The sequence below is a fragment of the Spirillospora sp. NPDC048824 genome (genome assembly GCF_043198455.1).
GTDB lineage: Bacteria > Actinomycetota > Actinomycetes > Streptosporangiales > Streptosporangiaceae > Spirillospora.
On record NZ_JBICUS010000011.1, the window covers coordinates 228,047 to 252,532 of the forward strand.

Below are 24,486 nucleotides of genomic sequence, written 5' to 3' on the forward strand. Positions count from 1 at the left end.
AACATCAGCCGGTCGTCACGGAGCGCTCGAGCGCACTGCCCTTGACCCAGCGCTTCCAGGACATCTCGTAGTAGCTCCAGCCGTTGAACGGGTCAAGGCCGCGCTTGCTGCCGGTGATGATCACCGGGTCGCCGCGGTAGGACCATTTGTAGAACCAGCGGGCGTCCTTGGGCGGCGAGTTGATGCAGCCGTGGCTGACGTTCTGCTCGCCCTGCGCCCACACGGTCGCGGCCATCTCGTGGACGTACTCGCCGGTGGCGGAGATCCGCACCGCCCACGGGATGACCTCCTTGTAGCCGCCGTTCTTCTTGTCCTTCGGATCGACGCCCATCCACTCCGACGTCATGACCGCCGGATTCTCCTTGCCCATGGTCAGGTGGATGCCGCTGGCGGTGAGGTAGGTGTCGACGCCGTTGACCACGCGCCCGCCCTTGCCGGCGCTGATCGGCCAGCTACGGACCTTCTTGCCGTTCTCCTTGGCGACGGCCTTCTTGCTCTTGGTGCTGACCGTGAGGATGTGCGAGTCGCCGATGCGGAACGGGCGCGCGTAGTCGGAGACGCCGTAGGTCTTCTTGCCCGACTTCACACCGGACAGCCTGGCCCGAAACAGGACCTTCTGGTTGGGCTGCCAGTACTGGCCGTTCTTGGTACGGAAGATCACCGTGGTGTCGTTCGCCCAGTGCCACGCCCCGGTGGCGGGCTTGGTGGACTTGACCTCCAGGGCCTTCTCCACGGCCTCCTTGTCGGCCACCCCGCGGTTGAAGACCACCCGGATCGGCATGCCGACGCCGACCTTCTCGTTCTTCTGCGGCGTGACGTCGGCGATCTTCAGTTCCAGTGGCGCCTTCTGCGTGGCGAACGCGGCGTTGACCGTGGTCGACTTGCCCTCCGGGCTCGTGGCGACCGCCGTGACCTGGTACTTGGAGCCGGGACGCAGCGTGCGCGACTTCCAGGTGGTCTTGTCGGCGGCCATCTTCCCGTCGACCTGCTTGCCCTTGAGCGTGACGGTGACCTTGGCGAGCGTCCCGCCCGCGGCGGTGACCGTGACACCGTCCTCGGGCTTCGCCTTGGCGTTCCCGTTTGCGGGGTCGATCGTCACCTGCGGTGCGTTCGCGTCGGCCTTCTCACCGACGGTGACGCCGTTGTCCTTCTCTCCCCCGCTGCAGGCCGTGGTAAGGAGCAACACGACCCCCGCCAGTGCCGTGCCCGCCCGAACTCCTGCGGAAAACCTCCGCTGCACCTCAACCTCCAGTACCCCGCCGAACTACCAGAGAGACATTAGCGACAAAAGTCGTCGATCATGCCACGTCACAGGGTTTTTGCAGGTGTCCGAGATCAAAGCGTTGCAGAACGGCGCGCCGCCCGGCCCGTACCGGGGGCGCGGCGGTGAAAGGTCAGCCCAGCGCGCTGCCCTGCCGCCACTTGTCGAAGGACATCTGCCAGTAGCCCCAGCCGTTGTCCCACTCGATCTGGCGGTCGGTGCCGGTCAGCTTGATGACGTCGCCGCGCTGCATGATGTCGTAGAACCAGCGCGCGTTGGCGGGGCTGACGTTGATGCAGCCGTGGCTGACGTTCGCCGAGCCCTGCGATCCGACCGACCAGGGCGCCGAGTGCACGAACTCGCCGCTGTTGGAGAAGCGGACCGCGTGGTCGACGACCGTCTTGTAGTACCCGGGGTCGCCCGGCTTGCGGCCGGGGGCCGTCATCGTGACGGGGTTGCCCTTGCCCATCAGCAGGTGGACGCCGCTCGTCGTGGTGTACTCCCGCGTCTGCCCGTTGCCCGCGCTGAACGGGATGGTCCGCAGCTTCTCGCCGTCCCGCGTGACGGTCATCTCGTGCTTGCCGATGTCGCCGGTGGTGATCTGCGCGGCGCCGATGTTCAGGGTCGCCTGCGCGTCCTTCGCCCCGTAGACGCCGCCGCCCGCGTCGACCCCGGCCAGCGCCGCGTGGAAGGCGACCTTCTGGTGCGGCTGCCAGTGCGTCTTCGTCCGGTAGATGACCTGGTCGGGGGCGACCCACCGCCACGCGCCCTCGACCGGCTTGGCCGGCTTGACCCGCAGGGCCCGCTCGACGGCGGCCTTGTCGGTGACGGGCCGGTCGAACCGGACGATGATCGGCATGCCGACGCCGACCTTCTCCCCCTCGACGTTCGGGGTCACATCGGCGATCGAGAGCGTCTGGGCGGCCTTCAGCGTGCTGAACGAGCTGGTCACGGTGCGGGTCTTGCCGTCGTCGCGGGTCTGCGCGGTGACGGTGTAGGACGTTCCGGGCGTCATCGTCCGGGTGGAGTGCCACGTCTTGCGGTCGTCGCCGAACGTCCCGGTGATGGTGGCGCCCTCGCCCTGGACGGTGACCTTCTGCAGCTCGCCGTCCGAGGCCTTCACCTGGATCTTTCCGTCCGGCTTGACCTGTGCGGTCCCGTTGACCGGGGTGATCGTCACGGGCTCGCCCGAGTTCCCCGCGGCCAGCTTGCCCCCGCCGCCGACCGTGCAGGCGGTCGCGAGCATCGCGACCGCGCTCGCGGTACCGGTCAGCACCAGCCTGAAACGGCCCCTAGTCGCCACAACTCCCCCAAACTCGAAATATCGCCCCGTGTCGGACTATCTGAGAATGGAGACGCCGCAGACGGGCCGGAAGTTCGGCCCATCGGCCGGGTGATCACTGCTCAGGCCGGATGAGGCCGCTCAGGCGGCTTGCACGCCCTCGGCGGGCTCGCGGTTCACGTGGCGCACGACGCGCTTGAAGCCCCACACGGACACGGCGATGCCGATCGCGCCCAGCCCGGCGACGATGCCGGTGCGGATCCACAGGTACATGCTGATCGACTGGCTGAACAGCATCCAGAGGCTGACGCCCACGTTCGCGAGCAGGACCGCCGACCAGAGCAGCGAGATGCGCAGGAAGAACCGGTGGACCCTGGCGTGCTTGTAGAACGCGTCGGGGATCGGCGCCATGTCCCTGGCCAGCTTCATGGCCAGCGGCTTCCCCAGCGGCACCGAGGCGAGAAAGGCCATGCTCACGCAGAGCGTCCCGAGCGTCGGCTGCAGGAAGTACACGACCGCGCTGCCCGTCGCGGCCGCCAGTCCCGCGCGGACGGTCACGCCGACCGCGGCCAGCAGCAGCATCCCCGACACCGGGTGCCCGCGCACGTACCGGTAGACGATGCCGCCGTACACCCAGACGACGGCGGCCACGAGCGCCCCGGTCAGCCCCAGGAGCACGAGTGCGACGTAGAACACAACGACGGGGGCGATGACGCCCTCGACGAACCGCGGGAGCGCGTGCATCAGCAGCGCCGGCACCCGCGGCAGTTCGAAGACGGCGCTCCCGCCGCCGTGCGCGTCCTCGGGCTCGGCCGCACGCGTGAGCCCCGCGGGGGCGTCCGCCGCGGGTGCGGGAGGTTCCGCCGCCCCGAGGGGCGGTGCGGGCATGGTCGCCGGTCGATCCATCGAGCGGTGTGCTCCCCGATCGGTGTGCATGAACTCGGATGTGCTCACGATTCGCCCCACCGTACGTGATGATCCGCACCCGTATGTCCGTTTTGAGATCACCCGGGCTACGCGGCCGTCCGCTCCTTAGTTCGGCTGCGCGTCCCGTTCGGTGCGGGTGGCGTCCGGAAACGGCCAGAGTCGAACCCGTGTGACCCCGGCCCTGATTCCGACTTTAGCGGCCCCTTCGCTCAGCTCTCCGGCGGGGCGGGCTGAGCGTCGCGAGCCGCGGCGTAGATGGCCCGGAGCGTCACCGCCACCGACGGCCTGCGCACGCTCGCGGTCCTGGTGACGGCGTAGACCTCGCGGGCCAGCGTGCACTCCGGGATGCGCCGCACCGCCACGTCCTGGTCGCCGGCCGCGAGGGCCAGCGCGGGCACGGCGGTGATGCCGATCCCCCGCGCCACCAGGCTGAGGATCGTGTGCAGGCCCTCGAACTCCCACGGGACGGGACGGGCCCCGCCGACGGTGTCCAGGAGCCGCTCGACGGCCTGCCGGGACAGTTCCCCGGGCGGCGCGGCCATCCACGGCTCCTCCCGCAGCCGCTGCAGGTCCACGGGCAGGGCCGGGTCCGACATGGGATGGGTGGCCGGCACGACGAGGACCAGCGGGTCCCGGCGCAGATGGAAGAACTCCAGCGCGGCCGGCGACTGGTCGGGGACCTTGCCCGTCCAGTCGTCGATGAGCGCGATGTCCACCTCGCCGTTCTGCACCTGCCGGATGCCGTCGCCGCGCCGGGTCTGGCGCAGGACGAAGGCCAGCCCGGGATGCTCGCCGAGGCTGTGCGCCAGGGCGGGCGCGAAGGCGACGGCGGCGGTGGGGAACGCGGTGACGACGACGCGTCCCGTGGGGGTCTCCGAATGCGCCGACAGCTCCGACTCCGCGGTCTCGACCAGGCCGAGGATCTCCTCGGCGCGCTCGGCCAGGCGGCGCCCCGCATCGGTCAGCTCCGCGCTGCGGGCGGTCCGGTCCAGCAGCGGGACGCGGGCCTCCCGCTCCAGCGCGGACAGCTGCTGGGAGACCGCCGACGGCGTGTAGCCGAGGGCGGCGGCGGTCGCGGCGATGCTGCCGCGGCGGGCGAATTCGGCGAGAAGGCGGAGGCGGCGCAGCTCTAGCATCACTCCACCTTACGGTCACCATCGATGAGACTCGCTTGTGATGATGCTAGGAGCGGGCAAGTATGAAATCGAGCCCGGCCGGGTCACACAGGGGGATTCTGCAGTCACCCACCGCTATTTCGCTGTGCCTGTTTCGCGATGGCTGTTTCGCGATGCCTAATTCGCCATGCCCATTGGAGTATCGATGCCTGCCCAGAAAGAGCCCGCACCCGTCCGGCCACTGCCCTTCACCCCGCGTCCGGTCCCGCTGTCGGCGACGCTCGCGGTGAACGAGGCCATCGCGCGCAAGCGCAGGGAGGGCCGGCGCGTCCTCCCCCTGGGCTTCGGAGAGGCCGGGATACCGATACATCCCGCCCTGACCCGCGAGCTCGGCGCGGCCGCGGGCCGTGGCGGCTACGGCCCGGTCGCCGGGTCCGCCGCACTGCGCGCCGCAGCCGCCGGCTACTGGGCGCGGCGCGGGCTGCCCACCGACCCGTCCACGGTCGTCGCCGGCCCCGGCAGCAAGCCGCTGCTGTACGCCCTGCTCACCGCGATCGGCGGCGACGTCGTCGTGCCGGCGCCGAGCTGGGTGACCTACGCCGCGCAGACGTCGCTGGTGGGCGCCGAGCCGATCCGCGTCGCCACCCCGCCCGGCGAGGGCGGTGTGCCGAGCCCGGCGCTGCTGGCCGACGCCGTCGTGCGGGCCAGGGCGCGGGGCCGGGACGTGCGGGCCGTGGTGGTGACGCTGCCCGACAACCCGACGGGGACGATCGCCTCCGCCGAAACCGTGCGGCGGCTGTGCGCGGTGGCGCGCGAGCACGACCTTGTGATCATCTCGGACGAGATCTACCGCGACCTGGTGCATGAGCCGGGCCGCGCGGTGCCGAGCCCGGCCCGGCACGCGCCGGAGCGGACCGTCGTGACGACCGCGCTGAGCAAGAGCCTGGCCGCGGGCGGCTGGCGGCTCGGCGTCGCGCGGCTGCCGGACGGCCCGTTCGGCCGTGCGCTGCGCGACAGCCTGCTGGGCGTGGCGAGCGAGATCTGGTCCAGTGCCCCGGCCCCGATGCAGCACGCCGCCGCGTACGCGTTCGCCGAGCCGCCCGAGCTGGTCGAGCACATCGACCGCAGCAGGCGGCTGCACGCCGCGGTCACCTGCGCGGTCGCCGACCGGTTCGCCGCCGCGGGCGCCCGGGTCACCCGGCCGGAGGCGGCCTTCTACGTCTACCCCGACTTCGGCCCGGTCCGGGAGGCGCTGCGGGAGAACCACGGCATCCGGACGGCCGCGGACCTGACACATCTGCTGCTGGAGCGTTACGGGGTCGGCGTCCTGCCCGGCAGCTCGTTCGGGGACGCTCCGGCGGCCCTGCGGATGCGGGTGGCGCCCAGCCTGCTGTACGGGGACGACGACGAGCGGCGGCTCGCGGCCCTGGCCTCCCCCGCCCCGGCGGCGCTGCCGTGGATCGCGGGCGCCCTGGACCACCTCACCGACGTCCTCACCGACCTCTCCGAGACGGTCACCGCGGGCGAGCCGGTGCCGGCCTGACGGGAAAGTCGGCGGGAATGGCGGAGGGTAAGGGAGTCGAACCCCTTCGAGTGTCACCTCGACGTCAGTTTTCGAAACTGCTGCCTTACCGTTCGGCCAACCCTCCGGGCGAATCGCGGGCCGTCCGGGCGACCGGACGGCCCGCGGCGTGAAACGCCGGTGGACCAGCAGGGAGTCGAACCCTGATCGCTTCCTTGCAAGGGAAGTGTGCTGCCGTTACACCACAAGCCCGTGATCCGTGCTCAGCTGGGGCGGTAGGAGTCGAACCCACTTTCCGCCGGTTTTGGAGACCGGCCGCCTATCCGGTGGCTCACCCCATCGTTCTTTCGCTCGTTCGATGCGTCCAATGATGCGGGCGTTCCCGGCACGACACAAAGTGTTTTCTGCGTGAAGGGCCGGATGCGCACCGTCATCGGCGCCGCGGGCGGCCGTGCGGAGGGTCACAGTCCGGCCCGACCGGCACGTATAAGCGTGGTGTAAGGTCCAACGACGCACGGGGCGAACGTCACGAATCGACCAACGGCAAGGCAAGCGGCATCCGGCCCGCCTTGCCCGTGATAAACCCAAGATGAGCACGAAGTCACGCAAGTGATGAAAGAAGGCGAGGGGGCCCGCCATGAGGCATGCACGGGACGGGGCTGCCGCGGCGATGAGCGCCGCCTCCAGGATTCTGGTCGCGCGGGGCAAGAACGAGCCCCAGGAGATGGAGAATCCGGAAGTCGCCTGGGGTCAGCGCGCCCGCGACGGCGTGTGGGTCCCGACCAGGGACGGGCAGCGGATCCACCTCGGCATCGACGTCGCGGCGGCGGACACCGTCGCGCAGGTGCTGCGACCCAGCCTGCGGGTCTTCGTGGGCGTGGACGTCGACACCGACATCGTCGCGCAGACGACGGCGGCCGGCGTGCGGCTGCTGACGGTGATCCACGGCCCCGACGCCCCCTCGGAGTTCCGTTTCACCATCTCCCTCGCCGACGGCCTCACGCTGGAGTCGATGCCGTCCGGCGGCTACGACGTCGTCCATCTGCGCTACGGCGCGACCGTGGGCCGGCTCTACAACCCCTGGGCGAGCGACGCGATGTTCCGTCAGGTGAAGGCCGACTACACGCTGGAGGGCGCGGTCGTCACGATGCGGGTCCAGCACACCGACGCCTACTACCCGGTCGTCGCCGACCCCAGCTACGAGCGCTGACGGGCGCCGCGATCCCTCGCCGCGGCCGGGCCCGCGGGACCCGCCGCACATGGAACGTTCCGGCCGGATCAGGCCGCGCGACGCGCCAGCGCATCCTGGCGGGGTGCGCGTGGACGTGCGCGATCCGCGTCATATGGTTGGGGCCCACGGGCCGCGTTCCGGCCCCGGCGGCGCTGCCGGGCACACGACCGCCCCGGTCCCCGAGACTGGAGTCATTGTGATCTTCACTCATGACACCGAGCACGCGCTCGCCGTCGTCGTCGACCTGATCAACACCGGCGCGGCGGCGTCCGGGGCCGAGCGGCTCGGCGGCCTGCCCGGCCTGCGCTCGTTCGTGGAGCGCAACACGTTCAGCGACGTGGGCGAGCTCACCGACACCGACCTGCTGCGGGTCCTGGACCTGCGCGCGCGGTTCCACGCGGTGTTCCGCGCCGACGGCGTCCCGTCCGCCGTGCGGAAGATCAACGAGATCGTCGGCGAGGTCGGCACCACCCCGCACCTGACCGACCACGACGGCTACGACTGGCACGTGCACTTCTTCGCGCCCGGCGCGCCGCTGGGCGAGCACCTGGCCGCCGACTGCGGCATGGCGCTGGCGTACGTGGTGGCGTCCGGCGAGCTGGACCGGCTGCGCACCTGCGAGGCACCGGACTGCTCCCGGGTCCTGGTGGACCTGTCGCGCAACCGCTGCCGCCGCTACTGCGACAGCCGCACCTGCGGCAACCGCATGCACGTGGCCGCCTACCGGGCCCGCCAGCGGGAGGCCGGGGCCGACTCGCCCCGGCAGGAGACCGCCGCGCACTGAGCGGTCGTTCAGGAGCGGAGGGCGGTGACCGCGTCGAGGGCGCGGCGCGCGCCGGCGGCGTCGTGGACGCGGAAGACGCGGGCGCCGAGGAGCGCGGAGACGGCGAGGACGGCCGTCGTGCCGACGCCGCGCGCGCCGACCGGGCGGCCGAGGGTCTCCCCGATGAAGTCCTTGTTGGACACCGCGACCAGTACCGGCCAGCCGGTGGCGGTCAGTTCGCCGAGCCGTCGGGTGATCTCCAGGGAGTGCCGGGTGTTCTTGCCGAAGTCGTGGGCGGGGTCGATGAGGATCGCCTCCCGCGGTACCCCGAGGGCGGCGGCGCGCTCGGCCTCGGCCGTGATGTGCGCGATCACGTCGCCGACGACGTCGGCGTAGCCGATCCGGTGCGGGCGGGTGCGGGGGCCGAGGGCGCCCGCGTGCGAGCAGACCAGGCCGATGCCGTGCGCGGCGGCGACCTCGGCGAGCCGGGGGTCGGGGCCGCCCCAGGTGTCGTTGAGCAGATCGGCGCCCGCCCGCGCGACCGCCTCGCCGACCTCGGCGCGCCAGGTGTCGACGCTGATCACCACACCGGGATGGCGGTCCCGGACGGCGGCGACCAGGTCGACGACCCGGCGCAGCTCCTCGTCGACGCCGACGTCCTCGCCGGGACCGGCCTTCACGCCGCCGATGTCGACGATGTCGGCGCCGGCGGCGACGGCCCGGCCCGCGGCGGCGAGGGCGGCGTCGAAGCCGTAGGTGGCGCCCCGGTCGAAGAACGAGTCGGGTGTGCGGTTCACCACGGCCATGATCGCGTGCGGGCCGATCTCGCGGCCGTTCAGCCGCAGCGGCGGCACCAGCGCAGAGCTCATGATCCCCTCACCGTGGCACATCGGCGGCCCGGCGGGCGAACCAGAAGTGAATTCGGTCCAAACGGTGCCCTCCCTCGTCATCGACGTGGCGCGGTCGGTAATCTCATATTTCACGCTCGTTGCGGGTTCACCCGTGGTGGGCCCCGTCGGACCTATTTCAGCCATGGAGGATCCGCTGTCCAGGCGAGCACTCATCACCGGCATCACCGGACAGGACGGCTCGTATCTGGCCGAGCATCTGCTTGGGCTGGGGTACGAGGTCTGGGGCCTGGTGCGGGGGCAGGCGAACCCCCATGTGTCGCGGCTGCGCAAGCACATCGGCGACGTTCAGATCACCACCGGAGACCTGCTGGACCAGGGCAGCCTGATCTCGGCGGTGGAGCGAGTACAGCCCGACGAGGTCTACAACCTGGGCGCGATCTCTTACGTGCCGATGTCGTGGCAGCAGGCCGAGCTCACCGCCGAGGTGACCGGCATGGGCGTGCTGCGGATGCTGGAGGCGATCCGCGTGGTGTCGGGCATCAGCCCGTCCCGGACGCCGGCCCGCGAGCAGATCCGGTTCTACCAGGCGTCGTCGTCGGAGATGTTCGGGATGGTGCGGGAGACGCCGCAGAACGAGAAGACGCCGTTCCACCCGCGCAGCCCGTACGGGGTGGCCAAGAGCTACGGCCACTACATCACGCAGAACTACCGCGAGTCCTACGGGATGTTCGCCGTCAGCGGGATCCTGTTCAACCACGAGTCCCCGCGCCGCGGCGCCGAGTTCGTGACCCGGAAGGTGACGCTCGGCGCGGCGCGCATCAAGCTGGGCCTGGCGACCGAGCTGCGGCTCGGCAACCTGGACGCGCGGCGCGACTGGGGCTACGCGGGCGACTACGCCCGCGCGATGCGGCTGATGCTGACGCAGGACGCCCCCGAGGACTACGTCATCGGAACGGGCCAGACGCAGTCGGTGCGGGAGCTGGTCGAGTTCGCGTTCCGCACGGCGGGCTTGAACTGGGAGGACCACGTCGTCCTGGACGCCCGCTACACGCGTCCCGCCGAGGTCGACCTGCTGTGCGCCGACCCGAAGAGGGCCCGCGAGCAGCTCGGCTGGGAGCCCGCGGTGACGTTCGAGGAGCTCGTGACGATGATGGTCGAGTCGGACCTGCGGCTGCTGTCGCGGTCCGCGCGGCCCGAGGACGAGCCGTTCAGCCCCGACCACTGGTGATCCGTCCCGCCGGGGAGGCGTGAACCGGGCGGGTCGTGGCACGATGCAGGCATGGCCGCCGACGAACCGACCGTCTGATGCCGGACGTCCGGCTGGGCACCGGGTCCGGGCGCTGGATCCTGCTGGCGACGGTGCTCGGGTCGGGCGTGGCGATGCTCGACGCCACGGTCGTGAACGTGGCGCTGCCGGCGCTGGCGCGGGACCTGGGCGCCGACATGGCCGGGCTGCAGTGGACGGTGAACGCCTACACGCTGACGCTCGCCGGGTTCATCCTGCTCGGCGGCTCGCTCGGCGACCGGTTCGGGCGGCGGCGGATCTTCCTCATCGGCGTCGTGTGGTTCGCGGTCGCGTCGGCGCTGTGCGGCCTGGCCCTGAACATCGAGATGCTGATCGTGTCGCGGGCGCTGCAGGGCGTGGGCGGTGCGCTGCTCACCCCCGGCTCGCTGGCGATCATCCAGTCGTCGTTCGTCCCCGATGACCGTCCGCGCGCGGTGGGCGCCTGGTCGGGCCTCGGCGGCGTCGCCGCCGCGGTCGGGCCGTTCGCGGGCGGCTGGCTGGTGGAGGCGGCCGGGTGGCGGTGGGTGTTCCTGCTGAACGTGCCGCTGACCGCCGTGGTGGTGCTGGTGGCGGCCCGGCACGTCCCCGAGAGCGCCGACCCCGAGGCCCACGGGCGTTTCGACGTGCTCGGCGCGGCCCTGGCGGCGCTCGCCCTGACGGGGACGACCTACGCGCTCACCGAGGCGCCCGGCGGTGACGTGAACCCCGCGGTCATCGGGGCCGCCGCCGTCGCGGGCCTGGCGGCCGCCGCCGCGTTCGTGGTGGTCGAGCGGAGCCGCGGCCGGGAGCGGCCGCCCGGCCGGCGGGCGAAGGGGACGGCCGGACGGGAGGCGCGCGCTCCGGAGGCGCCGCAGCCGATGCTGCCGCTGGAGGTGTTCGCGTCCCGGCAGTTCTCCGCCGTCAACGTCGTCACGTTCATCATGTACGGCGGGATGGCCGTGATGTTCTTCCTGTTCGTGCTGCACCTGCAGGTCGTCGGCGGGTTCTCGCCGATCGCCGCGGGGTCGGCGCTGCTGCCGGTCACCGTGCTGATGCTGCTGCTGTCGGCGCGGGCGGGCGCGCTCGCGCAGCGGATCGGCCCGCGGCTGCCGATGGCGGGCGGGCTGCTGCTGGCGGCCGCCGGGATGCTGATGGTCTCCCGGATCGGCGCGGACACCTCGTACGGGCGCGACGTCCTGCCCGCCGTGATCGTGTTCGGGCTGGGCCTGTCGGCGGTGGTCGCGCCGCTCACCGCCACCGTGCTCGCCACCGCTGAGGTCCGCCACGCGGGCGTGGCCAGCGGGGTCAACAACGCGGTGGCGCGGGCCGCGGGGCTCCTGGCGGTGGCGGCGATCCCGCCGCTGGCCGGGCTGACCGGCGACGCCTACCGGAACCCCGCCGACTTCTCCCGCGGGTTCGCGATCGCGATGGTGACGTGCGCCGCGATCCTGGCCTGCGGGGCGGTGCTGAGCCTCCTGACGATCGGCGACGACGCGCTGCGGACCCCGTCCGGGGAGCAGGTCCGGCCGGAGTGCAGGAGCCAGTGCGGCGTCGGCGCCCCGCAGCTGCAGCCCGAGCCGGAGACCGTCCCTGCCGACCCGCCCGCGGGCCCGCGCAAGGCCCCGCCACCGGGCCCGCCACCTTGATCACCTGGCCGGACGGGGGGCGCCGCCGCTGATTCTCGGTCCGATTCCGGCTATGTCCAGGACCGGAACGGTTCGTTGTCATACGGTCAAGGCATGAATCTGCGGCAGCTGCGCTATGTCGTGGCGACCGCCGACCACGGCACCATGACGTCGGCGGCCCAGGCTCTCTACGTGGCCCAGCCCGCGCTCTCGCGGGCCGTCCGCGAGCTGGAGCGCGAGCTCGGCGTCGAACTGTTCGCGCGTTCCGGCCGCGGTGTCGCGCTTACCCCCGCGGGCGAGCAGGTGGTCCGGCAGGCCCGCGTCGCGCTGGGCGCCGTCGAGGCGATCGAGGCCCTGTCGGTCACCCGCGCCAACGGGCGGGGCGCGGAGCTGCGCATCGCCGTCACCGCGTCCCTGGAGCCGGAGCTGACCGGCCGGCTCATCCCCCGCTTCGCCCGCGACCAGCCGGCCGTCCGGATCCGGGTGGTCCGCTGCGCGGACCGCGACCAGGTCGCGGCGGCGCTGCGCACGGGCCGCGCCGACCTCGCCCTGACCGATCTGCCGGTCCCCGGCGACATGTCCGCGCATCCGTTCGAGCAGCGGGAGGTCGTGCTGATCTCGCCGCCCGCGCTGAAGGTCCGGGAGCCGGTGTCGCCGGCCGCGCTGAACGGGATGCGGCTCGTGCTGCCCGCCCGCGGCAGCGCCCGCCGCGCCGAGATCGACCTGGTGCTGCGCCGCGTCGGCGCCACCCCGGTCGCCGCCGTCGAGTCCGACGAGCGCGGCGCCTGGCTCGGCTGGGTCCGCGCCGGGCTGGGGTCCCTGCTGTGGTACCGGAACCAGATCGACGACACCGAGGGGGTGACCGTCCGGTCGTTCATGCCGCCGATCACCCGCATGATCGGGCTGGTCCACGCGCACCGCAGGCTCCCGCCCGCCGCGCGCGACTTCCTGACGTTCGCCAAGGAGACGGGCCGCGGCGACCAGTGACGCCGGACGGCCCGTGACGGGGCGTGCCGGTCCCGCCTCGGCCGCGGTTCGCACCGAGGCCGCGGCGGGACCGGTCAGGACGACCCGTGCTCGGGGAGTTCGACGGCGTAGGACTCCTTCACCACGTCCAGGTGGTGCCAGGACTCCCTGACCGTGACCCCGGGCACCGACCGGATCGCGTCCAGCACGGCGACCAGCTCGCTGCGTGAGGTCGCCTCGGCCTGCCCGACGATGTCGTAGCGGCCGAAGCCCGTCGCCAGGTAGCGGACGCCGTCCTGGGCGGCGACCGCCTCGGCGACCTTGCGCAGCCCCCCGGTCACCGTCAGCCCGAACCCGCCGAGCTCGGCGGCGCCGAGGGCCAGCGGGTCGGCCAGGCCGGTGACCTGGATGACGCCCGAGCGCATGAGCCTGACGACCCGGGCCCGGGTGGCGGCCTGCGACAGGCCGATGATGTGCGCGAGCCGGGTGTAGGGGGCGCGCCCGTCGCGCTGCAGCTCCTGCAGGAGCCGCCAGTCGATGTCGTCGAGGCTGACCTCGCCGAGCTCGCGCACCACCGCGTGCGTGTCGCGCACGGTGGACACCGACCGGAACACCTCCGCCACGCGCACCCCGGGGACGGACCTGATGTGGTCCACCTCCGCGGCGAGCGCGGCGTCGTCGCTGGTGCGCACCTGCGCGACCAGGTCGTGCGGGCCGGCGGTCAGCGCGGTGAAGCTGACGGCGGGGCGTTCGGCGATGGCCGCGGCCACCTCCCTGGCCGAGCCGTCCACGGCGACCGAGAGGTGCCCGATCGCCTCCGCTCCGACGACGGCGGCGTGCACGATGCCGACGACGCGGACGACCTTGGTCTCGAGAAGGTGCTGTACCCGTGCCCGCACGGCCGTGCGGGAAAGCCCGACACGGTCGGCGAGCGCCTGGAACGTCGCTCTGCCATCCCGCTGGAGCTCGCGGACGAGCACGGCGTCGACCGCATCCAGCACGGCTCTCCTCCTCGATGTGCGATGAATCGTTTTGCCAGCAACTGCAAGATCATTCCATTTCAGGACGGTATGACGTCAAATATTGATCTTGCTCGTGTTCGCCATGCCCGGCGGCCGTCGATGCGTCTGTGCCGGGTTCCGCGCGGCGCCGTTTCCGACGCCGGGTAAATCCCTGCGAGAGCGCAACGCCTCCGCCTCGCGTCGGCGGCGGCCGCGCGGGATGGCAATGATCACCACGGTGGTCGCCGCCCGGCCGGGGCGGCCCGCGGCGCGGGCGAGCGCGGCTGACCGGGCTCAAGTGCCTGACCTGCATGCGCTTCTCCCGGTGTTCTGCTGTCACGCCCTACGGCGGGTTTCGCCGTCCGCGTGAGGCACATGTAAGAAAAGTGCATCCAGGGCGCAGTTACGTCAAGAGGTAACTTTACAGAGAGCCAAGCCTCACGTTGCACCGTTTTGCCCCACCGGCACGGCGTTCACTTCCGCCACGCCGGGAAGGGGCCGGAGGCACCGCCGGAGATCATTCGGCCACTCCACGGGGACACAGAGTCATCACCCCTGGGTACGGCCCCGCGGACCGCGCCGTCCGGGCCGGCGGGCGGCCGGGCCCGGTCACGGCTTGGCCGGAGCATCGGCGGGTATGGCCGACAATGAACGGTGGCCCAGCCACCCAGATCCTGTGATTGGTGTGTAGTACCGCCGTGCAGCTGCTGAACGGTGAGCCCTCCGCTCACGACCTCACCTACAACGACGTCTTCATGGTCCCGCGCCGCTCCTCGGTCGGGTCGCGCTTGGACGTCGACCTGTCGACCTCGGACGGCAGCGGTACGACCGTGCCGCTCGTGGTGGCCAACATGACCGCGGTATCGGGGCGCCGGATGGCCGAGACCGTCGCCCGGCGCGGCGGCATCGCGGTGCTTCCGCAGGACATCCCGGCCGACGTCGTCGCCGAGGTCATCGGCTGGGTCAAGGGACGCGACCTGGTCGTGGACACCCCGATCCGGCTGGACCCGTCGAGCACGGCCGGCGACGCGCTCGCGCTGCTGCCGAAGCGCGCGCACGGCGCGGTGATCGTCGTCGAGGACGACCGCCCGGTGGGCGTCGTCACCGAGGCCGACTGCCAGGGCGTCGACCGGTTCGCCCAGCTCCGCGACATCATGTCCCGCGACCTGGTCACGGTGCCGGCCGGCGTCGACCCGCGCGAGGCGTTCGAGCGGCTGCACGAGCGCGGCCACCGGCTCGCCCCGGTCGTCGACGCCGCCGGCCGGCTCGCGGGCATCCTGACCCGCACCGGCGCGCTGCGCGCCACCCTCTACAAGCCCGCGGTGGACGGTGCCGGGCGGCTGCGCATCGCCGCGGCGGTCGGCGTGAACGGCGACGTGGCGGGCAAGGCCAAGGCGCTGCTGGAGGCGGGCGCCGACCTGCTCGTCGTCGACACCGCGCACGGCCACCAGGACAAGATGCTGGGCGCGCTCGCCGCCGTCCGGGGCCTGGACCCCGGCGTCCCGGTCGCGGCCGGGAACGTGGTGACGGCCGAGGGCACCCGCGACCTGATCGAGGCGGGCGCCGACATCGTCAAGGTCGGCGTGGGCCCCGGCGCGATGTGCACGACCCGGATGATGACCGGAGTCGGCCGCCCGCAGTTCTCCGCCGTCCTGGAGTGCGCCGCCGAGGCCCGCCGCCTCGGCCGGCACGTGTGGGCCGACGGCGGGGTCCGGCATCCCCGCGACGTGGCCCTGGCGCTGGCGGCCGGCGCCGCGAACGTGATGGTCGGCTCCTGGTTCGCCGGCACCTACGAGTCGCCCGGCGACCTGCAGCGCGCCGCCGACGGGCGGCTCTACAAGGAGAGCTTCGGGATGGCGTCCGCGCGGGCCGTGCGGCTGCGCACCGCCGACGACTCCCCGTTCGACCGGGCCCGCAAGGCGCTGTTCGAGGAGGGCATCTCCACATCCCGGATGTTCCTGGACCCGCGGCGTCCCGGCGTGGAGGACCTCGTCGACTCGATCGTCGCCGGGCTGCGCAGCTCGTGCACCTACGCGGGCGCCCGCACGCTGGAGGAGTTCCACGAGCGCGCGACCGTCGGGATCCAGAGCTCGGCCGGCTACGCCGAGGGCATGCCGCTGTCCAGCAGCTGGTGAACCTCCCGGTTTCGCCGCCTTCCCGGCGCGGCATTTCGCGACACGCCGCCGCCGTCGCGGCATATTCGGCTCGCTGACCTGCACGCTTTTGACCCAGGGGACGCAGAAGGGGGTCTGCGTCCCCGAGGGGGGCGGAGCATGTTCGACGGCGGGCCGATCGGGGGCCGGACACCGCTGCTGCCGGACCGTCCGCGGTCGGAGGACGGCGGGCGGGACAAGCGGCACGAGCGGGGCAGGCGGGCCGTGCGGGGCCGGCGGGACGCGGCGCTGCGGCGGCTGGCGGAGGCGCTGCTGATCGCCGCGGTGTCGCCGGTGATGCCCGGCGTCGCACACCTGCGGGCGGGGCGTGTCCGGCTCGGCGCGGCGCTGCTCGGCGCGCAGGCGGTGCTGCTGACCGCGGCGGCGATCTGCGCCGGCCACGGCCGCTCCCTGTTCCTCGAGCTGTCGGTGCGGCCCGGCTGGCTGCTGGCCCTGACGGCCGGCGCCGCGGTCCTCGCGGGGCTGTGGGCGGCGCTGATCGTCCATTCCTACGCCGTGCTGGTGCCGGGCGGGCTGCCGCCGCTGTGGCGGCTCGCCGGAGGCACCACCGTTTCGGTCCTGTGCCTGCTGGTCGTCGTCCCGCCGATGACCGTCGCCCACTACGGCCACCTGCAGCGCGACCTGGTCACGAGCCTGTTCACCGACGAGCGGGACGCGGCCCGCGGCGCCGCCGGCGGCCCGGCCGCCCCGCATGGCGCCGGCGACCCGTTGGCGCACGTCCCGCGCCTCAACGTCCTGCTCATCGGCGGCGACGCCGACGTGGGCCGCCCCGGCATCCGCACCGACAGCATGACCCTCGCCAGCATCGACACCGGGACGGGCGACACGGTTCTGCTGAGCCTGCCGCGCAACCTGCAGCACGTGCCGGTGTGGTCGGGCAGCGAGCGGGTCCCGTACCCGGCCGAGGGGCTGCTGAACGGCGTCTACGGGGCCGGCATCCGGAGTCCCGGCGTCCTCGCCGGCGGTGGGCACGTCCCCGATCCCGGCGCCGAGCTGCTGAAGCGGACCGTCGCGCACATCCTCGGCCGGCCCGTCCCCTACTACGCGATGGTCGACATGCGCAGCTTCCGGCAGATCGTGGACGCGGTCGGCGGTGTCCGGGTCTGTGTGGCCGACGCCGTCCCCGTGCCCAGGCAGCAGGTACCGGCGGGCGTCCTCGAACCCGGATGCCGCACGCTGAGCGGCCGGGAGGCCCTCTGGTACGGGCGGTCGCGGACGGGCAGCAGCGACTACGACCGGATGGGACGGCAGAAATGCCTGATGTGGGCGCTCGCCCGCCAGGCGGGGCCGCTCACCGTGCTGCGCAGCTTCCAGCGGCTCACCCAGGTCTTCAAGGACTCCGTCAGCACCGATCTGCCGCGCGGGCTGCTGCCGCCGCTGGTCGGCCTTGCGGCGAAGGTCAGGAACGCCGAGATCACGAGCCTGCAGTTCGTCCCGCCCCTCATCTCGACCTGGCGCCCGGACTACGCCGGGATCAGGCGGATGGCGGCGCGGGCGGTCCGCGACTCGGCGTCGGGCTCCCATAAGACGGCCGGATTGCATATCCTGAACAACAGCTGCACCTAGGACATCACGGGCAACACGCGCTCGCACGCGGTCGACTCCCACGCAACTTTTGACCGGTTCTGCGCGTCGATAGATGTGAGCCAGGCTTATTTCACCGTGGGTGGGAATCGGAGCGTACATGGGTCGATCGGCGAGTCGGCGCGCCCGGAAAGGGGACGGGGATCGCTCCTCCGGCGGCGCCGGGGGGCTGCCCCGGGCGCTCGCGCTGACGCTGGCGTCGGCCATGGTGTGGGGCGTCGCCCACATCGTCGCGGGCCGGCGGATCGCCGGGTGGCTGCTGCTGTCCCTGTACGCCGCGCTCGCCGCCACCGTGGCGGTCGCCGCCACCTTCTACCGCTCCGACCTGACGCACCTGGCCGTCCAGCCGGACATGCTGCAGCGGCTGTCCGCCGCGCTGGTGGCGCTCGGCGTGGTGTGGGTCTTCATCGTGATCCGCTCCTACCAGGTGCTGCGTCCCCTCCGGCTGTCCGTGCCCGCCCGCACGCTCGGCGCGGCGTCCGTCGCCGTAATGTGCTTCGCCGTCGCGGTCCCCGTGGCGTGGTCGGCGCACGGCACCTACGTCTACCGGGACGCGCTGACGAGCATCTTCCGCAGCGGCAGCGAGAACGGCAAGGAGGTCGACGCCGACGACCCGTTCAACGGGCAGGCCCGCGTCAACATCCTGCTCCTCGGCGGCGACTCCGCCGAGAACCGCACCGGCGTGCGCACCGACAGCATGACGGTGGCCAGCGTCGACACCGAGACCGGCGACACGGTGCTGCTGAGCCTCCCCCGCAACCTGGAGAGCTTCCAGCTGCCGCCCGGACCCGCCCGCGACCGCTTCCCCTACGGCTTCACCGGCGCCGGCCCGCAGACGCCGGGCCTGCTGAACGAGGTGTACCAGTACGCCGAGGAGCACCCCGACGTGGTGCCGGGCGTCCCCAAGAACCAGCGCGGCCCCGAGCTGCTGAAGGCCACCATCGCCGGCATTCTCGGCCTGCGGGTCGACTACTACATCCTGGTCGACATGTTCGGCTTCGCCGACATCATCGACGCCATGGGCGGCGTCAAGCTCAACATCAAGCAGCCCATCCCGTACGGGCTGGAGGGCGCGGTGCTCGAGCCCGGCCAACGGACGCTGACGGGCAAGGAGGCGCTCTGGTACGGCCGGTCCCGCACCAACAGCAGCGACTATGTGCGGATGGGGCGGCAGAAGTGCCTGATGGCCGCGATCGCCGAGCAGGCCGACCCGCGGACCGTCCTCACCAGCTTCGACAAGCTCGCCGCGGCCGCCAAGCGGACCCTGGCCACCGACATCCCGCACGAGCTGCTGCCCGCGCTGGTGGAGCTGTCGAACAAGGTCAAGGACGGCGCGCAGATCAACAGCCTGCAGTTCGTGCCGCCGCTGATCTACACCGGGAACCCCGACTTCGACCTCATCCGCAAGCTGGCGTCCGAGGCGGTCAACACCGACCCCCGCCAGGTGAGCAGCCACCCGGGCGGTGTTCCCGGCGCGTCGCCGAGCGTGTCCCCGCCCGTGGCGGGGCAGCAGCCCACGCCGGGGCGGCAGCCGGACGGCGGCGCGACGCGGGCGCCCACCAGAGAACCGGTGTCCCTGGAAGCGAACTGCCCGTAGCCACTGCCGGCGGCGCCGCCGGCGCGGGACACTTGTTCACGTGAAACGGGTGCACCGGCTCCGGCAGGTCGTCAACGCGGTCAACCTGTCGACGGCCCTGGGTCTGGCGCTGGCCGCGACCGCCACCCGGCGTCCCCGCGGCGTCCGCCGGGCCCCGGGCGGGCTGCTGGTCGCCGGGGGCTACCGTCCGCCGGTGCCGGCCGCGCCGGTGTTCACGGTCGGCAACGTCGTCCTCGTGCGCGGCGACGCGTCCGGTCTCGCCGACGGGTCCCGGCTGCTGCGGCACGAGGCACGGCACTGCACGCAGTACGCCTGGTGCCTCGGCCCGGTCATGATCCCGCTGTACGGGGTGTGCGCGGGCGTGTCGATGCTCCTGTGCGGCGACTGGTCGTCCTACAACCCGTTCGAGCGTCTCGCGGGTCTCGCCGACGGCGGGTACGAGCGGCGGCCGCTGCGGCCGGTGCTGCACCGGCTCCGCGGCGGTGCGTCCGGGCCGCCCGGCGCGCCCTGACCCGCCCGGAGTGTCTTCGCAGGTGCCCGGAGGGGGGATCATTGATGGAGACCACTTCCTCGAAGGGCGGGTGCGGGTGCCTCGGATCCAGGGCTGCGACGCCTTCCGCGTGACGATGCCGCGCGGGCGGCGGCCGGAGAGCGTCCTCGTCCGCCTCACCGGCGGCGACGCCGTGGGATGGGGCGAAATGGCCGTCTCGGGCGGCTCCGGCGGTCCGGGCCCGGCCTGGGCCGACATCGAGGAGCGCCTGGGTCCGGCGCTCGTCGGGCTCGACCTGGACCGTCCCGAGGACGTGTCCGCCGCCGCCGACCTCGGCGCCCGGGAGGCGGCCGCCGCCGTCGACACCGCCTGCTGGGATTTGTGGTGCCGCACGAAGGGCCTGCCGCTCGCGCACGCGCTCGGCGGCACCCGCACGTCCATCGTGACCGGTGCGCGGATCACGCCGGAGACGGAGCTGGACACGCTCACGGGCCGCGTCAACAAGGCCGTTGGAGCGGGCCACACCCGCGTCACCCTCGACATCCGCCCCGGCTGGGACATCGAGCCGGTCCGGGCGGTCAGGCAGGCGTACCCGGCGCTGGCGCTCGTGGCGGACGCGGGCCACGCCTACTCCGAGTCGGCCGAGCACCTGGCCGTGCTGGAGGGGCTGGACGCCTACGGCGTGGCGGCGGTCGAGCGTCCGTTCGCGGCCGGCGACCTCGCCGCGCACGCCCGGCTCCAACTGCGGGTGGGCGCCGCCGTCGCCCCCGCCATCGGCGACCTGGAAGACCTCGACGCGGCCCTGTCGCTGGATGCGGGCCGCGCCCTGCACCTGCGGCTGGACCGGCTCGGCGGGCTGACCGCCGCCCGCAGCGCCCACGATCTGGCGTACGCGGCCGGCTGGGACGTGTGGTGCAGCGGGTGCGGCGCGTTCGGCATCGGGCAGGCCGCCGCCGTCGCGCTGGCGTCACTGCCGGGCTGCACGCTGCCGAGCGACGTGTCGGACCCGGCGGGCGGCCCGGTGTTCGTGACACCGCCCGTCCGCTCGTCCGGCGGCGTCGTCGGGGTCCCCCTCACCCAGCCGGGCCTCGGCCACGAGATCGACGAGGCGCGCATCGAGCGGCTCGCGACCCGCCGGCTGCGCCTGTCGGCATGATCCCCGCCCCGGTGTGGGTGGTGGCGGGCCCGCCCGGCTCCGGCAAGTCCACCGTGTCGGACCTGCTGCTGGCGCGGCTGCGGCCCGTCCCGGCCCTGCTGGACAAGGACACGATGTACGGGCCGTTCGTCGAGGCCGCCCTCGCCGCGTCCGCCCGCGATCCGGGTGAGCGCGAGGGCCCGTGGTACGACGAGCACGTCAAGCCGCACGAGTACGCGGGGATGACCGCGACGGCCCGGGAGATCCGCACGCACGGCTGCCCGGTGCTGCTCAGCGGCCCGTTCACCGGCCACATCCGGGACGGCGTCCGCTGGGCGGAGTGGACGCGGTCCCTGGGCGGCCCGCCGGTGCGTCTCGTGTGGGTCCGCACGGACGCGGCGACGCTGCGCCGCCGCCTGGAGGAACGCGGCTCACCGCGCGACACCGGCAAGCTGGCCGGTTTCGACGCCTTCACCGCCCGGATGCGGCCGGACGAGCCGCCGCCCGTTCCCCACACGGCCGTGGACAACCGCCTCACGGCACCCGTCCCCCTGGAGACGCAGCTCGACGCGCTGGCTCGGCTCAGTAGGACTTGGGCAGGCCCAGGGAGTGCTGCGCGACGTAGTTGAGGATCATTTCGCGGCTGACCGGGGCGATGCGCATGAGGCGGACGACCCCGGCGAGCATGCCGACGCCGTACTCCGTGGTGAGGCCGTTGCCGCCGTGGGTCTGGATGGCCTGGTCGACGCAGTGGATCGCGGCCTCGGCGGTGGCGTATTTGGCCATGTTGGCGGCCTCGCCGGCGCCGGTGTCGTCGCCCTCGTCGTACAGCCAGGCGGCCTTCTGCCCCATCAGCCGCGCCAGTTCCAGCTCGATCTTCGCGGCGGCGAGCGGGTGCGCGAGGCCCTGGTGCGCGCCGATGGGCGTTGCGAAGACCTGCCGTTCGTTCGCGTAGGCGGTGGCCTTGCCGAGGGCCAGGCGGCCGATCCCGGCGCCCATGGCGGACGCCATGATCCGCTCGGGGTTGAGGCCGGCGAACAGCTGCAGGAGCCCGCCGTCCTCGTCGCCGACGAGCGCGTCGTAGGGCAGCCGGACGTCGTCGAGGTGGCAGACGAACTGCTTCTCCGGCGACACGATCTCCATGTCGATCGGCGTCCAGGAGAACCCCGGCGCATCCGTCGGGACGATGAAGAGCGAGGGACGCAGGTTGCCCTTCTGGTCCTGCGTGCGGCTGACGAACATGACCGCGTCCGCCTCGTCCACACCGGAGATGAAGGTCTTCTGCCCGCTCACCACCCAGTTGCCGGCGTCGCGCCTCGCCGTGGTGGTGATGCGGTGCGCGTTGGAGCCCGCGTCGGGCTCGGTGATCGCGAACGCCATCTTGACCGAGCCTTCCGCGAACCGCGGAAGCCAGTGCTTCCTCTGGTCCCCGGTGCCGGACCGCGCGATGATCGTGGCGCAGATCGCCGGGGAGACGACCATGAGCAGCAGCGGGCAGCCCGCCGCGGCCAGTTCCTCGCACACCGCGGCGAGGTCGCCGATGCCGCCGCCTCCGCCGCCGTACTCCTCGGGCACGTTCACGCCGAGGTAGCCGAGCCGCCCCGCCTCGGACCACAGCTCGTCGGTCTTCTGCCCGGACCTGGCCTTCTCCACGTAGTACGAGGCACCGTACGCGGCGCCCAGTTCGGCGACGGCCGCGCGCAGCGCCCGCCGCTCCTCGGTCTCGACGAAGCTCATCCGGATGTCCCTTCGATGACGGCGAGGACGGCGCCGGACTCGACCTGCCGTCCCTCCGCGACGTTCAGTTCGGCGACCGTCCCGGAGGCGGGGGCGGCGATGCGGTGCTCCATCTTCATCGCCTCCAGGACGATGAGGGTCTGCCCTTCGGCGACGAAAGCGCCCTGTTCGGTCTCGACGCGCACAACGGTCCCGGGCATGGGCGCGAGGAGCGAGCCCGGTGCGATGTGGCTGCTCGGGTCGGCGAAGCGCGGCTCGGCCCGGAACGCCACCGGGCCGAGGCGGGAGTCGACGTACACCGAGTCACCGGCCGTGGTCACCGTGAACGTTTCGCGCAGCCCGTCATGCTCCAGGACGACCCGCTCCGGTGCGGCGCTCACCAGCGAGCCGCCCGGGCACAGTCCGGAAACCAGCCCGCCCCTGTCCAGGTGGTAGTCGGCGGTGATCGGCCCGGCCGGCCCCTCGAACGCCCTGCGCTGAGGCTGCGACCGGACGTTGCGCCACCCGGACGGGAGCCCGCCGAGCGCCGGCGCGGCGGCCCGGTCCGCGGCGGCTCCGGCCAGCGCGGCGGCCAGTGCGGACACCCGGATCGCCGCCTCGCCGGCCAGCGGAGCGGCGAGGGCGTCCAGGCCGACCCGGTCCAGGTACCCGGTGTCGGTGTCGCCGTCCAGGAAGGCGGGTTCCTCCAGGATCCGGACGAGCAGGTCGCGGTTGGTGGCCGGGCCGTGGATGCGGGCGCCGCGCAGCGCGGCCGCGAGGCGGCGGACAGCGGCGCGGCGGGTCGGCGCCCACGCGATCACCTTGGCGAGCATCGGGTCGTAGTGGACGCCGATCTCGCCGCCGCTCTCCACCCCGCTGTCGAGCCGCAGCCCGTACGAGGCGGGGACGGCGAACTCGGCGTCGACGTCCGGTACCTCGAAGGTGTGCAGCGGGCCGCTGCCCGGACGCCAGTCGCGGGCCGGGTCTTCGGCGTACAGGCGGACCTCGACGGCGTGGCCGCGCGGCTCCGGCGCCGCGTCCGGGAGCCGCGCCCCCTCGGCGATCTCGATCTGCAGCCGGACCAGGTCGACCCCGTACACGCACTCGGTGACCGGGTGCTCGACCTGGAGGCGGGTGTTGACCTCCAGGAAGAAGAAGCGGCCGTCGCGGGCGAGCATGAACTCGACCGTGCCCGCCCCGGTGTAGCCGATGGCGCGGGCCACGCTCGCCGCCGCCCCGGACAGTTCGGCGCGCAGTCCGGGGCCGACCGCGGGCGACGGCGCCTCCTCGACGATCTTCTGGTGGCGGCGCTGGATGGAGCATTCGCGTTCGCCCAGCGCCCAGACGGTGCCGTGCGCGTCGGCGAGGATCTGCACCTCGATGTGCCGGGCGCCTTCCAGCAGCGGCTCGCAGAACACGGTCGGGTCGCCGAACGCCGACTCCGCCTCGCGGCGCGCCCCGGCGACGGCGTCCGGCAGCTCCTCGGGCGTCCGGACGATCCGCATGCCGCGCCCGCCGCCGCCCGCGGACGCCTTCACCAGCAACGGGAAGTCCGCGTCGGTCACCTGGGCGGGGTCGAGTTCGGGCAGCACCGGGACGTCCGCGGCGGCCATCAGCTTCTTGGCCTCGATCTTGGATCCCATCGCGGCGATCGCCGCCGGCGGCGGGCCGATCCAGGTCAGGCCGGCGTCGGTCACGGCCCGCGCGAAGTCCGCGTTCTCCGACAGGAACCCGTACCCGGGGTGGACGGCGTCCGCCCCGGCGCTCTTCGCCACGGCGAGGAGCGCTTCGGCCGACAGGTACGTCTCCGCCGGAGACGCCCCGGGCAGCCGCCCCGCCACGTCCGCCTCCCGGACGTGCGGCGCGCCCGCGTCCGGGTCGGAGTGGACGGCGACCGTCCCGATGCCGAGGTCCCGGCAGGCCCGCAGGACGCGGCGGGCGATCTCGCCGCGGTTGGCGACCAGCACTGTTGCGATCATCAC

At 73.0% G+C, this 24,486-nt stretch carries 20 protein-coding genes and 3 tRNA genes; 12 read left to right on the forward strand and 11 right to left on the reverse strand.

Annotated features, from left to right (window positions below; all coding sequences use genetic code 11):
- Positions 1-4: 4 nt before the first annotated feature.
- The 4 genes from ACGFIS_RS23055 to ACGFIS_RS23070 all read right to left on the reverse strand — a co-directional run bounded on the left by ACGFIS_RS23055 (position 5) and on the right by ACGFIS_RS23070 (position 4,606).
- Entirely contained in the window at positions 5-1,186 is a 1,182-nt protein-coding gene (locus ACGFIS_RS23055; protein WP_392906914.1) for an Ig-like domain-containing protein, read from the reverse strand.
- Positions 1,187-1,394: 208 nt separating this feature from the next.
- Positions 1,395-2,564 (reverse strand): Ig-like domain-containing protein, encoded by a 1,170-nt coding sequence (locus ACGFIS_RS23060; RefSeq protein WP_392906915.1) that lies wholly within the window; start codon positions 2,562-2,564, stop codon positions 1,395-1,397.
- Positions 2,565-2,684: 120 nt separating this feature from the next.
- Positions 2,685-3,449 carry a VC0807 family protein gene (locus tag ACGFIS_RS23065; protein ID WP_392906916.1) on the reverse strand — a complete coding sequence of 255 codons (765 nt, stop codon included), beginning with the start codon at positions 3,447-3,449 and terminating at the stop codon, positions 2,685-2,687.
- 230 nt (positions 3,450-3,679) lie between these two features.
- Entirely contained in the window at positions 3,680-4,606 is a 927-nt protein-coding gene (locus tag ACGFIS_RS23070) for a LysR family transcriptional regulator (RefSeq protein WP_392906917.1), read from the reverse strand.
- Between the two features lie 184 nt (positions 4,607-4,790).
- Here ACGFIS_RS23070 and ACGFIS_RS23075 point away from each other — a divergent pair, with 184 nt between their 5' ends.
- Positions 4,791-6,128: a pyridoxal phosphate-dependent aminotransferase gene (locus ACGFIS_RS23075; RefSeq protein WP_392906918.1), complete on the forward strand. Its 1,338-nt coding sequence runs from the start codon at positions 4,791-4,793 to the stop codon at positions 6,126-6,128.
- An 18-nt stretch (positions 6,129-6,146) separates the two neighbouring features.
- Here the strand turns inward: ACGFIS_RS23075 and ACGFIS_RS23080 are convergent.
- The 3 genes from ACGFIS_RS23080 to ACGFIS_RS23090 all read right to left on the reverse strand — a co-directional run bounded on the left by ACGFIS_RS23080 (position 6,147) and on the right by ACGFIS_RS23090 (position 6,446).
- Positions 6,147-6,234: transfer RNA gene (locus tag ACGFIS_RS23080), tRNA-Ser, on the reverse strand.
- 54 nt (positions 6,235-6,288) lie between these two features.
- A tRNA-Ala gene (locus ACGFIS_RS23085) sits at positions 6,289-6,359 on the reverse strand.
- A 15-nt stretch (positions 6,360-6,374) separates the two neighbouring features.
- Positions 6,375-6,446: transfer RNA gene (locus ACGFIS_RS23090), tRNA-Trp, on the reverse strand.
- 298 nt (positions 6,447-6,744) lie between these two features.
- On the opposite strand from ACGFIS_RS23090, the gene ACGFIS_RS23095 reads away from it, so the two are divergent.
- Both ACGFIS_RS23095 and ACGFIS_RS23100 read left to right on the forward strand, forming a co-directional pair.
- Positions 6,745-7,317 carry a hypothetical protein gene (locus ACGFIS_RS23095; protein WP_392906920.1) on the forward strand — a complete coding sequence of 191 codons (573 nt, stop codon included), beginning with the start codon at positions 6,745-6,747 and terminating at the stop codon, positions 7,315-7,317.
- 217 nt (positions 7,318-7,534) lie between these two features.
- Positions 7,535-8,122 carry a CGNR zinc finger domain-containing protein gene (locus tag ACGFIS_RS23100; RefSeq protein WP_392906921.1) on the forward strand — a complete coding sequence of 196 codons (588 nt, stop codon included), beginning with the start codon at positions 7,535-7,537 and terminating at the stop codon, positions 8,120-8,122.
- Positions 8,123-8,130: 8 nt separating this feature from the next.
- On the opposite strand, the gene folP is transcribed toward ACGFIS_RS23100, so the two are convergent.
- Positions 8,131-8,970: a dihydropteroate synthase gene (folP, locus tag ACGFIS_RS23105; RefSeq protein WP_392906923.1), complete on the reverse strand. Its 840-nt coding sequence runs from the start codon at positions 8,968-8,970 to the stop codon at positions 8,131-8,133.
- 175 nt (positions 8,971-9,145) lie between these two features.
- Between folP and ACGFIS_RS23110 the strand changes: the two genes are divergently transcribed.
- The 3 genes from ACGFIS_RS23110 to ACGFIS_RS23120 all read left to right on the forward strand — a co-directional run bounded on the left by ACGFIS_RS23110 (position 9,146) and on the right by ACGFIS_RS23120 (position 12,828).
- Positions 9,146-10,180: a GDP-mannose 4,6-dehydratase gene (locus tag ACGFIS_RS23110; protein ID WP_392906962.1), complete on the forward strand. Its 1,035-nt coding sequence runs from the start codon at positions 9,146-9,148 to the stop codon at positions 10,178-10,180.
- Positions 10,181-10,257: 77 nt separating this feature from the next.
- Positions 10,258-11,862: an MFS transporter gene (locus ACGFIS_RS23115; RefSeq protein ID WP_392906925.1), complete on the forward strand. Its 1,605-nt coding sequence runs from the start codon at positions 10,258-10,260 to the stop codon at positions 11,860-11,862.
- A gap of 93 nt (positions 11,863-11,955) precedes the next feature.
- Entirely contained in the window at positions 11,956-12,828 is an 873-nt protein-coding gene (locus tag ACGFIS_RS23120; RefSeq protein ID WP_392906926.1) for a LysR family transcriptional regulator, read from the forward strand.
- 74 nt (positions 12,829-12,902) lie between these two features.
- Here ACGFIS_RS23120 and ACGFIS_RS23125 read toward each other — a convergent pair whose 3' ends face one another.
- Entirely contained in the window at positions 12,903-13,808 is a 906-nt protein-coding gene (locus ACGFIS_RS23125) for an Lrp/AsnC family transcriptional regulator (RefSeq protein WP_392906927.1), read from the reverse strand.
- Between the two features lie 698 nt (positions 13,809-14,506).
- On the opposite strand from ACGFIS_RS23125, the gene ACGFIS_RS23130 reads away from it, so the two are divergent.
- The 6 genes from ACGFIS_RS23130 to ACGFIS_RS23155 all read left to right on the forward strand — a co-directional run bounded on the left by ACGFIS_RS23130 (position 14,507) and on the right by ACGFIS_RS23155 (position 21,417).
- Entirely contained in the window at positions 14,507-15,943 is a 1,437-nt protein-coding gene (locus ACGFIS_RS23130; RefSeq protein ID WP_392906928.1) for a GuaB1 family IMP dehydrogenase-related protein, read from the forward strand.
- Between the two features lie 138 nt (positions 15,944-16,081).
- Positions 16,082-17,548 carry an LCP family protein gene (locus tag ACGFIS_RS23135; RefSeq protein WP_392906929.1) on the forward strand — a complete coding sequence of 489 codons (1,467 nt, stop codon included), beginning with the start codon at positions 16,082-16,084 and terminating at the stop codon, positions 17,546-17,548.
- Positions 17,549-17,666: 118 nt separating this feature from the next.
- Entirely contained in the window at positions 17,667-19,163 is a 1,497-nt protein-coding gene (locus ACGFIS_RS23140; protein ID WP_392906930.1) for an LCP family protein, read from the forward strand.
- Between the two features lie 40 nt (positions 19,164-19,203).
- The gene (locus tag ACGFIS_RS23145) at positions 19,204-19,674 is read left to right on the forward strand and encodes a hypothetical protein (protein ID WP_392906931.1); all 471 of its coding nucleotides are present in this window, start codon (positions 19,204-19,206) and stop codon (positions 19,672-19,674) included.
- A 76-nt stretch (positions 19,675-19,750) separates the two neighbouring features.
- Positions 19,751-20,809: an enolase C-terminal domain-like protein gene (locus ACGFIS_RS23150; protein ID WP_392972427.1), complete on the forward strand. Its 1,059-nt coding sequence runs from the start codon at positions 19,751-19,753 to the stop codon at positions 20,807-20,809.
- On the forward strand, positions 20,806-21,417 hold the full coding sequence (locus ACGFIS_RS23155; RefSeq protein ID WP_392906934.1) for an AAA family ATPase: 612 nt from the start codon (positions 20,806-20,808) through the stop codon (positions 21,415-21,417). Before ACGFIS_RS23150 ends, ACGFIS_RS23155 begins: the two co-directional genes overlap by 4 nt.
- Here ACGFIS_RS23155 and ACGFIS_RS23160 read toward each other — a convergent pair.
- Both ACGFIS_RS23160 and ACGFIS_RS23165 read right to left on the reverse strand, forming a co-directional pair.
- A complete protein-coding gene (locus tag ACGFIS_RS23160; protein WP_392906935.1) occupies positions 21,371-22,525 on the reverse strand; it encodes an acyl-CoA dehydrogenase family protein in 1,155 nt (384 codons plus the stop codon). The genes ACGFIS_RS23155 and ACGFIS_RS23160 overlap by 47 nt on opposite strands.
- Positions 22,522-24,483 (reverse strand): acetyl/propionyl/methylcrotonyl-CoA carboxylase subunit alpha, encoded by a 1,962-nt coding sequence (locus ACGFIS_RS23165; RefSeq protein ID WP_392906936.1) that lies wholly within the window; start codon positions 24,481-24,483, stop codon positions 22,522-22,524. Before ACGFIS_RS23165 ends, ACGFIS_RS23160 begins: the two co-directional genes overlap by 4 nt.
- Between the last annotated feature and the right edge of the window lie 3 nt (positions 24,484-24,486).

Bases quoted from the DNA above. Each gene is read 5' to 3' on its own strand.
- folP (WP_392906923.1), bottom strand. From the start codon at position 8,970: ATGAGCTCTGCGCTGGTGCCGCCGCTGCGGCTGAACGGCCGCGAGATC.
- ACGFIS_RS23165 (WP_392906936.1), bottom strand. From the start codon at position 24,483: ATGATCGCAACAGTGCTGGTCGCCAACCGCGGCGAGATCGCCCGCCGC.
- ACGFIS_RS23065 (WP_392906916.1), bottom strand. From the start codon at position 3,449: ATGGATCGACCGGCGACCATGCCCGCACCGCCCCTCGGGGCGGCGGAA.
- ACGFIS_RS23095 (WP_392906920.1), top strand. From the start codon at position 6,745: ATGAGGCATGCACGGGACGGGGCTGCCGCGGCGATGAGCGCCGCCTCC.
- ACGFIS_RS23070 (WP_392906917.1), bottom strand. From the start codon at position 4,606: ATGCTAGAGCTGCGCCGCCTCCGCCTTCTCGCCGAATTCGCCCGCCGC.
- ACGFIS_RS23120 (WP_392906926.1), top strand. From the start codon at position 11,956: ATGAATCTGCGGCAGCTGCGCTATGTCGTGGCGACCGCCGACCACGGC.
- ACGFIS_RS23160 (WP_392906935.1), bottom strand. From the start codon at position 22,525: ATGAGCTTCGTCGAGACCGAGGAGCGGCGGGCGCTGCGCGCGGCCGTC.
- ACGFIS_RS23140 (WP_392906930.1), top strand. From the start codon at position 17,667: ATGGGTCGATCGGCGAGTCGGCGCGCCCGGAAAGGGGACGGGGATCGC.
- ACGFIS_RS23115 (WP_392906925.1), top strand. From the start codon at position 10,258: ATGCCGGACGTCCGGCTGGGCACCGGGTCCGGGCGCTGGATCCTGCTG.
- ACGFIS_RS23155 (WP_392906934.1), top strand. From the start codon at position 20,806: ATGATCCCCGCCCCGGTGTGGGTGGTGGCGGGCCCGCCCGGCTCCGGC.
- ACGFIS_RS23075 (WP_392906918.1), top strand. From the start codon at position 4,791: ATGCCTGCCCAGAAAGAGCCCGCACCCGTCCGGCCACTGCCCTTCACC.
- ACGFIS_RS23135 (WP_392906929.1), top strand. From the start codon at position 16,082: ATGTTCGACGGCGGGCCGATCGGGGGCCGGACACCGCTGCTGCCGGAC.